The following is a 10,370-nucleotide window of genomic DNA, read 5'->3' as shown; positions in this document are numbered from 1 at the left end:
CTCCGTCAGATATGGTTCAACTTGTGTCGGGGAGAGGTTTCAGCGGGCGATAAATAGCGCATGACCAGGTCAACGCAGCGCGACGGGTCCGCCGCACCGTCGATGGTCAGGACGTTTTCCTCAGGTCCGGGCAATTCAAGCGTCGCGACCTGGCTGTCGATAAGGCTCGACGGCATATAGTGGTTGGGACGATTATGCAGGCGCGACCGGATGATATCGACCGGCAATTGCGGGAAGATAAACAGAAGCGGCCGGGACGACCGCGTATTCAGGAGATGCCGGTAGGCGTAGCGCAGGGCCGAACAGGACACGATACAACCGTCGCCTTCCTCCGCCGCCTTGAGTTCGTCGGCTATCCGCTCCAGCCACGGCCAGCGGTCGTCGTCGGTCAAGGCGATGCCAGCCGACATCTTGGCGATGTTTTCCGCCGGATGCAGTTCGTCACCTTCGACGAAACGATAGCCCGTCGCCGCCGCCAGGCCTTTGCCCAGCGTTGATTTCCCGCATCCACTGATACCCATGATGACGATCGCGTATGCAGATAATGTCAATGTCTTGCCTCGAAGGCGGTCCGGCTTTGGACACGAAAGAAATCATGCTTCCAGACGGCTCGGGCGCAATGCCCTGGCAAAACCGTGATCTGGAAGCATGTAGCCACACAGCGCTGCGCGTACCGTCGCCAGTGCGTCAGGCCAAGTTAGGGGCAGGGTTGGATATCCGCCGCAACGGGCAGCGGATATCCGGTCGTGCGTTAATACGATATCCTGATACCGACTCTGTAGAATCGTCCGAGGAGGTCGTAGAGCGCGGGGTTTACGTCGAGACCTGTATTGGTCTGCGGCGAGGGTTGTGGATCGACATTGAACATGTTGTCGATCTTGAAGTAGGCCTGGACACCCTTGCGGATATTGTAGGAACCGGCCAGGTCGACATAGGTGGCGCCGTCCATGTGGTTGTTGTCGAGCGTCGGGTTGTTCGAGGTCGAGACCGGGCAGCCCGTGCTGCAGACCACGTACTGGTTGCCAATCACGCCATCACTGAACCAGCGTTCCTGAAGGGTCAGGCTGTAGGTGTCCGTCGAGTAGGTCTGGACGAACAGGGCCTTCCAGTCGGGCGTGGCGCCGGAGTTCTGGCCAGCCGTCTGCGACGCGATCGTACCCGGCAGGCCGGGGACGGTCGTGAAGTCGCGGACATTGGTCGCCAGCGCCCGCAGGACCAGGTTGCCATCCATGCCCATCGGCTTCGGGATCTGGTAGCTGACTTCGTAGTCGACGCCGCTGGTCTTGATCGAGGCGGCGTTGATGCTTCCGACGTTCACGTACGGGTTGGCGCCCGTCAGATTGAACGCGCTACAGGCGGCCGGCACCGATCCGTCGAAGCAGTATTGGACCAGCTGGGTGGCGTTGGGGCCACTGGAAATCGCGTCGTCGATCTCGATGCTGTAGTAGTCGATCGAGGCGTTGAAACGCGGCGCCCACGACGGATTGGCCAGGACGACGCCGAACGAGAAGTTCTGCGCCAGTTCCGGCTTCAGGCCGGGGTTCGAACCCGCGTTCTGCGATATGGTCATGATCGAGTTGGTGAACGGGTTGGTGAAGGTCGGATTGTTGGTCGAGACGATCGGGCCGAACAGGTCGTTCAGGTTGGGCGCGCGCACGTCCTGCGACCGGACGGTCCGGACGCGGATGCCGTCGAACGGCGTATCCCAGGTCAGGCCGACCTTCCAGGCTTCGACCGATCCGGACGTGCTGTAGTTGGTGGCGCGGCCGGCCGTGTTCAGGTTGACGGTGCCCACCGCCTCGTTGTTGACCAGGGGCACGTTAAACTCGAGGAAGGCTTCGGCGACATTGTAGCTGCCGCGGCCGTTACGGTAGTTGCCTGCGTAGAAGTTGCCGCCGCCGGTGCTCAGCAGCGGATCAGAGGGATATTCGGGGCTGTAGGGCGTGCTGGTGCCATTGCCGTAGGGATCAGCAACCGCGCGATAGGTTTCACGACGGTATTCCGCACCGAACGCCATGGAGACCGGGCCGGCCCACAGCGAGAACGGCTCGCCCGAGAAGCTGACGCTGGCTACGTCCTGCGTCTGGATGGTGTGCTGGTAGGCGCCGACCGCCGGCTGCAGATAGGCAAGCGCAGACGCGCTGGGCGTCTGGTTGCCGAAGACATTGACCGGCTGGCAGCCATTGGCGCGGGCGACAGGATCGCGACAGACAATGGCGCCATTGAGCGTGATGGCATCGATCGCCGCCGTGAAGCGGGCCTTCAGCAGCAGGTTATGGACGCTGATGTCCGAGGTTTCCTGGCCGTGCTGATAATAGGCGTTATAGGTCCAGTCCGTGTTGAACAGGCCGAACTTGCCGTTCGCGCCCAGGACAAACCGCTCCTGCTTGCGCTCGGTGTTGACGCGGATGTTCGGCAGCCACGGCGTGACGGTGCCCAGCTTGAAGCTGGTGATGCTGTTCGGTGCGCACTGCGCCGCGATCGACGCCGGCACGTAGGGGTTCGAGCACTGGATCGTCAGGCCGGACTGGGTCGTGCCCGGGTTCGGCTGGTTGTGCGTATCGACCTTGGCCAGGTTGACGGTGAAGTAGATCTCGTTGTTTTCGTCGAGGTTGAACGAGGTGCGGTTGTAGAAGTTCGAGCGGATGATGCCCGACTGGAGCGTGGCGCCGACGCCGATATTGGCAGAGGTATCGCCGCCGATACAGAAGCCGACATAGCAACCGGCGATCGTGCCGGCCGTGTCCTTGCCCGGCACGCCAGCCGGACCGCCCAGGCCGTTCGAACCATAGGCAAAATTATAGGGATTGCCGTTGGCGTCGAAGGCGATGCCCTGCAGCGGACCGGCGGTGATCAGGCCGTACTTGCTGTAGGTAATCGACTGGGCGTGATCCAGATTACGGAACTGCGGCGAGCCGTTGTTGGTGATGCCGGTATTGACCAGGGTCGAGGAGCGGTACCAGTCACGGCCATTGGCGGCCTTCTCACCGAAGTCGCCGGCCTTGACGCCCTCTTCACGGTGATATTCCAGAGCGAAGGCCGTGTGGATACGGTCATCGAAGAAGCCCCTGCCGAAAGCGACCTGAGCCACACCGGTGCGATCGTCGCCATAGGTGGTTTCGCCCATCGCGAAATTGGCCTTGAAGCCTTCAAAGCGCGTGTCGGTGACGAAGTTGACCACACCGCCGACGGCATCGGAGCCCCACGAGGCCGAGGCGCCGCCATTGACGACGTCGACGCGCTTGATCAGCAGTTGCGGGAACAGGCTGATGTCGGCGGCGCCCGTGCCGATATTGGCCGGGACAACGCGCTGGCCATCGAGCAGGGTCAGGGTGCGGCTGACGCCCAGGCCGCGCAGGGCGAACGAGCTCAGCCCCTGCTGGCCGCTAGAGGTCGAGAAGGTGTTGGTCGTCGTGCCGCTCGAGCCCTGAAGCGACGGCAGCTGGGCGATCGTCGTAAAGATGTTCGGCTGCGCATTGTTGGCGATTTCCAGCTGACCGATCGAACTCGTCGGCGTCGGCGCCTTGAAACCCCGAGACGTAATCCGGGACGCCGTCACAACAACAACCCCCCCCTCTTCCCCGGCGGCTTCTGAACTCGACTGGGCATTATCCTGCGCGTATGCCCCGGTCGCGAGTACCCCAAGCACGAGCGCGGACACCGAACATATAATGTGGCGCTTAAATTTGATCATGAGTGTCTTTCCCTTCACGATGTTTTCGTTGCAGCCAATGACAGCGCTAACATTCCCTGAACTGCACAGACGTCCGCGGGCCAGTCCTGGCAATTAATTGCCTTAATGCCTGCTTGAACGCCATGACAGCGCTACCATTGAAACTGTTATTTGAGTGCCTATGCGTTTCAGCAAGCACCCGGCGTTATTCCCGTTATCTTTTTATTTCCGATGACAGCGCTAACATTGCAAGCCAGTGCATCCCGGTGGGTTAGGGGTAGAATGAAAATCCCGTTATGTCAAGCTACCCCGATGACCAACTTTTGAACGTCTACAATTAGCAACGAATTCAGAAGGAAAGCTATTCCACTTGTTGTGTCATATCTGATGCATATGGCTTGGCAGTTGACTACCGCCGCAAAGCGCAATGACAGCGCTATCATTGCGCCGCCACGTGGCTTTGCAAGGGATGACGGCAATACTCACGCAAAATTAGGCATGAAAATCCAAAATATCACGTTTGTGAAACTAAGACGCCACACCAGAGTCATGTCCAAGGCTTGCCGTCACACCTTCTCCTGACGCGATGCCAGCGCATCAATGCGCCTCAGCAGCGTTTCCGGTTTGAATGGCTTATTCATATATTCGTTTGCGCCAAGACTCAGGGAAGCGTTGATTGACGCACTGTCCGTGCGAGCGGTCATGACTATGATGGGGACACTCGAGAATTCCCTTATGCTGCGCAGGACTTCCAGGCCGTCTATGTCGGGCAGGCCCAGATCGAGGACGATAATGTCGTAGCCGTTGGCTTGTGCCAACGCGATCGCCTTTCGCCCCTCATCCGCAGTGTGGACATCGAACCCCTGAAGCTCAAAGAAGATATTGTGGACGTTCCGAATTCCCGGCGCATCTTCTACAATCAATATTTTTCGGCTTGGTTGCATTTTCAACTACCTGACTTGCAGTGACTTGAAGCAACTTTGCTTATCCTTGCTTCCGTAAGGTCGAAATGTGTTTCGTGCCCAAATGCGGCAATATTCGCCAGGGACGTAAGATCGCTCGTTATCGTCGTGGCCTTTGGCCCCAACTCCGTGGTTCATGATGTCAGCGCACCACACCGGCGGGCCTGCTGGCTATTGGCGGATTGGTCAGCAGCATCCTGCTTTCAACCGCCGTCATTGTCCGGATCGCCATCACTTCTGCCAATGTCCGATGCACTTCATTCCGCCGGCATCACCGCTAAGGCTTGTGCTCATCAAGCATTGGAACAGACCGATATGGCAGATCCCGGCCGCTCTCCCGACCAAGTACCCACCGCAAGAGAACGCCGCCTGCCCCGCAAAGTGGCACTGGCGGCCCTTGGCATGGCAATCGTCTATGTGTTCCTGCTTCTGATCAGGCTCTGAGTCTGACCATACAGCGCAACACCTTTTTTATCCTCGAGCCCACCTCTCCCACCCAGACCTTATGGCGAGAAGTCTATCCTTGAGGAAAGAGGAGACCGACCATGGCCAAGAACCATAGTGACAGTCGCGACACCGCGGAAACCGTCCGCAACGGCGTCCTCCGGCAGGGCGGCTATAATGCCGGCATCGACATGCCGGTCGATATCGAACCCGTACCGAAGGACGCAGCCGGCGCAGCGCTGGACGTTCGGAACATGCCGGATAACGGCGCCGTTGAAATCCACGATGACGACGAAGATATTCTCGATCGCGAGAAGACGACTCCCATTTCCAAGTAACTGAATTAGGGAGACGTCGGCAATGACCGAACCCAAGCCTGACAACCCACTAAAGGGCAAGGCGCCTGCGCCCAACGATGTCCGCGACGAAAAGACGGAAGGGCATACGCCGAACGCATCCTTCCACGTGGAAAACGATCCGGCCTGGGAGGATCGCCCCGGGCAGTACCAGGCTGTAAAAAAGGGCCTTCTTAATCAGGGTAGCCCCGGTAAGGCCTGAGCCCGGTTCAGGCCGGGGGGCAACTCTTACATAATTATGCAGTGAAAATGAATGTTTCATAATCGGCCGATCGCAACGCAATCGGCCGCCGCCTTTATCTGATTGACGGTGAGCGCGGCGCAAAGGTTAGTTACACCTCATGTGCCGCACCGTGACCGCCGGCTTATTTCATCATGGCGCGGATTTCCTCTGCCGTTGCCTTGGCTCCAAAAATCTCCGGTTTCGTCGTGAGGTCTGGGAAGCTGGCATTATCGCCCTTGCCCATCTGGATGATGAGGACGGCCTGCTCAACCTTCCTTGGCTTCCAGCGCTCAAGAACCACCGGCGGAACGTCGCCGCCACCATAGCCCCCGGTCGCCGCCCCTGACTGAGGACTGGCGTCGTTGGTTCCACTGCCCGCGCTCTGATCGGCGCCAGCACCCGAACCGGCACCGCTCATATTGCCAATGAACGCCCCGGTGCGCGTCGAAAGATCGTCCTCACCGCCGATTTCAATGCTTTTGACGGAGGTGCTGAGGACGGCGAACCACTCAAAGCCCGCCTCCGACGTTAATTCGGCTGCACGCAGAAGGGCATAGTTTGCCACGACGTCACGCTTCATCCGCCCATTGCCGGTATAGATGACGACATGGCGGTCGTTACCCATGGGGGCAGTCGTATACCCCGCGCCGCCCTTTGGACCCGCAGCCTGATAAGCGGGGGCCTTGGCGGTCGCAATGCCCGGAGCAGCGAACGCTGTGGCGGTGGCCAGAACCGCAGCGGCTACGATCAATATTTTCTTCATGATGCTGGTTTCCTTCTCGCTATTGCCGGCGCGCCGTAGGCAATTCAACGACAGGCGATAATTGAACTTCGTTTTTTTGGTGCGAACACACGGACCACTGACGCTTCGGCAGTTGGTCCTGGCTTACCCGTCACACTTTAACTGCTGAGAACATTATGGCCATTAACATGGCCCTCGGTCGCCCACTGCCCGATAGGGGCGGAACATGTCCGCCCCTCCCAGGTAATCACGCAAACCCTTGGAGCGGACGCCAAACACCCGCTCCAAGTCTTGTTTGTGTTTAGTACTGATAACGCGCGCTGAACACGAAGCGGCGGTCGTTCAGGAAGCTGAAGCGGTCAACGCGTTGGTTATTCACGTTCACCATAGCCTCAGCCTTGCTCTTGGTATCGAGCAGGTTGGAGGCATTCAGGCTGACCTGCCACTGCCGGCTGATGTTGTACTTGAGCGATCCATCCAGGAATCCGATATCCGAGAGATAGATAGGATCACCGGTGATGTAATCGCGGTAGGTCGCCAGGTTTTCCGAACGCCAGTTGTAAGCCAGGCGTGCTTCAAACTTATCGTCCTGATAGATGCCGACAAAGTTGAAGATGTACTTCGACTGCCCCAGGAGGTCTTTGACGCCGAAGCGGTAGATGGTGCCAAAGTCGTCGGGCACGCCGTCAGCATTGGTATCGATATAAGCCGGCGGCGGGGTCGCGCTGGAGTCGATGAAGGTGAAGTTGGATTGAACACCCAGGTGTGACATCCAGCCAGGCAGGAAGTCATAGAACTGCTGGTAGGCCAGCTCAATGCCCTGGATCTTCGCTTCATCAGCGTTGACCTGACCACCATAAACGACGTTCACGGTCTTTCCATCAAGTGTGACGGAACCCATGGTTGTGTCGCCACCCTGGATGATGTTCTGGAGGTCCTTCTTGAAGACGGCCGTCGACAGCATACCGCCCTGGAAGTACCATTCCCACGACAGGTCGTAGTTGTAGGAGATGATCGGCTTCAGGTTCGGATTGCCGCCGTTGACCCGGATCTGGTCCAAGGTGATGTTCTGCGCACCGCGATCGACGCCGAACAAAGGATCCTGCGTACAACCAGGCGTCGGGATGCAGGACGGGATTGGCGGGTAGTTCGTGCGGGTGGTCACGACGGTGGTTTCTTGGCCTGCACGCATGTCCTGGATGTTCGGACGGGTCAGGTTCTTGCTGGCACCGAACCGGACGAGCATGTCTTCGTTCAGGTTCCACTTAATATTGAACGAAGGCAACCAGTGCGCGTCCTCTACAGCAACAGTGCGCGCTTCCGACCAACCGACCTGGGAACCATTATCATGACATTGTCGTGAAATCGCGGTTGCGGTGGTATACCCGGCAGCGAGGTCGGCAGCCGACAGGGGTCTCGTAATATCCGGACAGAGATACTTCGTCGTCTCCGGCAGGTAGTCCTGCGCTGCGTCATGCGACTCCGCGTCAGGCGTACGCGGTTGCCCCGTCGTGGACGCGACCTGTTGGTCGACGTCGATGGCACGGTAGGACATGAAGCCGGTCGAACCGAGTTCCGTCTTGGTGTAACGGACGCCGAAATTGCCGTCAATCGACATGCCATTGTCGAATTCCTTGCCGAAATTCATCATCAGGTATGCGTTTGTCGTTTTTTCGGTGATGTCGGAAATGCGCGACGGTTCATAGTTGGGCAGGCCGTCAGCGCCGAGCTGTGACCGCCAGCCGACTTTGAAGCTGCCGTCCGGATTGACGAAGGTCGGCTCGTTCTTGATGTAGTTGACCAATGCGACAGGATCGAGCAGGAGCTCGGACTTGATCGCCAGGAACTGGGTGTTTTCACCCAGGAGAACGCCGCCACGGTAGAAGTCCTTGAAGTCAACCGTTTCGTAGGCCGGGGTCTTTTCCGTTGCAAACAGGCCAAGGCCCGTTCCCATCCAGGCCGGCGCGATACCGGACCAGTTGACGCCCATTTCCTTGTTGACCTGGCTGCGTTCCGCATAGCGAGCGCCGAACTTCACCGACTTGAACCACGAATCGCCTTCGAAGTCGTATTGAGCATCAGCCTTGAAAGCCGTCAGCTCACCCGTGCCGTCGCCGTGACCTTCGCCGGCATAGAGCCAGAACGCCGCGTCAGGATCGTTCGTGCCGTTCTGCGGACCAGGCGTGTAAGCCCAGGTCGTATTACCGTTGCCGTCCGTGGTCAATGTGTTGCCGGCCGCCCAGTTCGGCGTGATGGCGGAATTCGGATTGGGCGTCAGGGTCACCTTCGGCTTATCGAGGCCTGGCACGATGAAGGCATCAGCCCAGGTCTGGGAACCGCCCCAGATTTCGGTCGAGCTTGCGGATGCCTTCGTCTTCTGGGCATCGAGTTCGATGTACCAGCGATCGGTCGGCCGCCACTTGAAGTTAAGGCTCGCATCCTCGGTGACCGAGTGCTCGCGTTTGCCGATACCAAGAACCGCAACGCCCAGGCCTTGGGCCCCGATCCAGCTATCGAAATCGTTCGTCACCATACCGGACGTCATCAGCCCGCCGTCGACCGCAAACTGCGTTTCGCAGTAATCGACAGGCCTCGTATTGCTTTGTGCTGGCACGTTACAGCGGTTCAGACCGGACAGCGAGGTGTTATCAAAGGTCGCGTTGGTGACCGAATATCTTTGGTTGCTGCCGCCGTCCGGGAACGATTCCAGCGTATGTTCCACGCTCGAGCTATCGTTGACAACCCGGATGTACTTTCCGGTCAGTCGCATATTGTCGTTCTTCCACTGCGCCGCAAGGTAGGCGCTGCTACGGTCACGATCGAAATCGTTCGTCCGCATCTGGAAGCCTTCAATAACCCCGACAGTCTTGCCGGGCACGATCGTGGTCGTCGACGAAGGTTCGTTCGATTCGAGCGGGTTGCCGGTATTCGGGCCGCGCGGAATCGGGGCGGGCTGCTGCCAGCCATGGGTCGTCGATTTCAGGTTCGAGGTCGACACCGAGCCGAGCAGGCCGAATTCACCGACGCTTGTCTGCCAGCGGTTGCCGACGATGACGGCATATGACGGCGACCACTTCTTGGCCAGGTCGCCATAGTTGAAGTCCACCGTTGCCGAGGCAAAATAGCCCTTGCGGTCGAACGGCTCGAGCGTGCGCAGATTGACGGTACCGCTGACACCACCTTCGATCAGGTCGGCCGAGGCGTTCTTGTAGACGTCAACACCGCCGACGAGTTGGGGCGGATTGCTGGACCATTCCAGCGCGCGTCCACCGTTGGCCGAGAAGGCGTCACGGCCGTTGAATTCCGAACGCACATAACCCAGGCCGCGGATCAGGTTACCCCGGCCTTCGGGCGAGGGGAAGTCCGGGCTGCCGCCGAGGGTGAAGCGCGTAACGGTGACACCGGGTACGCGCTGAAGCGCTTCAGCGACCGACAGGTCGGGCAGTGCCGAGACGTCGGAGGCCGTAATCGAATCAACGAAGGTCGATGCCTTGCGCTTGATCTGCGCGGCCGATTGCAGTGCGTTGCGGATACCGGTGACGACGACGACGTCCTCAGCCGGCGCCTGAGCTTCGCCCGTGGCAGGTTGTGCGGGCGCAGCATCTTGCGCAAAAGCTGAAGTCGCAAGCAGCGCACTGGCCAAGGCCGTCGTGCCGAGCAGAATTCCGCCCAGGCGAGAACGACGTGTGGCGGAATTGCGGACAGAACTGTCCTTTACAGATTTAATATTGTTGTCCCTCCCTCGATTAGCCTTTTAGGCCTGAGGAAACGCGCCTCTCCGCAAAGGCGGCAAGCGCTTGATTATTATTGGAGCCGCCACGCGCATGACGCTGTGCCTTTCCGCACTAGCCTTCCCGGCACCCCCTGCACGCAGTGACGGGACAAAGCTATGATAACGGTCTCATTTTTCCAAGTGAAAAGTCAGACTATTTACGTAAAAATTTACGGACGCTGCAGGACTGAAACACGG

The 10,370-nt window shown here is 59.0% G+C and carries 7 protein-coding genes; 2 read left to right on the top strand and 5 right to left on the bottom strand.

Annotated features, from left to right (window positions below; all coding sequences use genetic code 11):
• Positions 1 to 5: 5 nt before the first annotated feature.
• The 3 genes from AC1DON_RS02545 to AC1DON_RS02535 all read right to left on the bottom strand — a co-directional run bounded on the left by AC1DON_RS02545 (position 6) and on the right by AC1DON_RS02535 (position 4,617).
• Positions 6 to 521, bottom strand: coding sequence for a gluconokinase (locus AC1DON_RS02545; RefSeq protein WP_476933152.1), 516 nt, complete (start codon positions 519 to 521; stop codon positions 6 to 8).
• Between the two features lie 230 nt (positions 522 to 751).
• Positions 752 to 3,694: a TonB-dependent receptor plug domain-containing protein gene (locus tag AC1DON_RS02540; RefSeq protein WP_476933151.1), complete on the bottom strand. Its 2,943-nt coding sequence runs from the start codon at positions 3,692 to 3,694 to the stop codon at positions 752 to 754.
• Between the two features lie 545 nt (positions 3,695 to 4,239).
• Positions 4,240 to 4,617, bottom strand: coding sequence for a response regulator transcription factor (locus AC1DON_RS02535; RefSeq protein ID WP_476933150.1), 378 nt, complete (start codon positions 4,615 to 4,617; stop codon positions 4,240 to 4,242).
• Between the two features lie 563 nt (positions 4,618 to 5,180).
• Between AC1DON_RS02535 and AC1DON_RS02530 the strand changes: the two genes are divergently transcribed.
• Together AC1DON_RS02530 and AC1DON_RS02525 are read left to right on the top strand one after the other, a co-directional pair.
• Positions 5,181 to 5,417, top strand: coding sequence for a hypothetical protein (locus AC1DON_RS02530; protein WP_476933149.1), 237 nt, complete (start codon positions 5,181 to 5,183; stop codon positions 5,415 to 5,417).
• Positions 5,418 to 5,439: 22 nt separating this feature from the next.
• A complete protein-coding gene (locus AC1DON_RS02525) occupies positions 5,440 to 5,637 on the top strand; it encodes a hypothetical protein (protein ID WP_476933148.1) in 198 nt (65 codons plus the stop codon).
• A gap of 163 nt (positions 5,638 to 5,800) precedes the next feature.
• On the opposite strand, the gene AC1DON_RS02520 is transcribed toward AC1DON_RS02525, so the two are convergent.
• Together AC1DON_RS02520 and AC1DON_RS02515 are read right to left on the bottom strand one after the other, a co-directional pair.
• Positions 5,801 to 6,421, bottom strand: a complete 621-nt coding sequence (locus AC1DON_RS02520) for a CC0125/CC1285 family lipoprotein (protein ID WP_476933147.1) — start codon at positions 6,419 to 6,421, stop codon at positions 5,801 to 5,803.
• A 280-nt stretch (positions 6,422 to 6,701) separates the two neighbouring features.
• The gene (locus AC1DON_RS02515; protein ID WP_476933146.1) at positions 6,702 to 10,043 is read right to left on the bottom strand and encodes a TonB-dependent receptor; all 3,342 of its coding nucleotides are present in this window, start codon (positions 10,041 to 10,043) and stop codon (positions 6,702 to 6,704) included.
• Between the last annotated feature and the right edge of the window lie 327 nt (positions 10,044 to 10,370).

Source organism: Asticcacaulis sp. P4_H10 (assembly GCF_056400965.1).
This window is presented reverse-complemented; position numbering and strand designations above follow the sequence as displayed.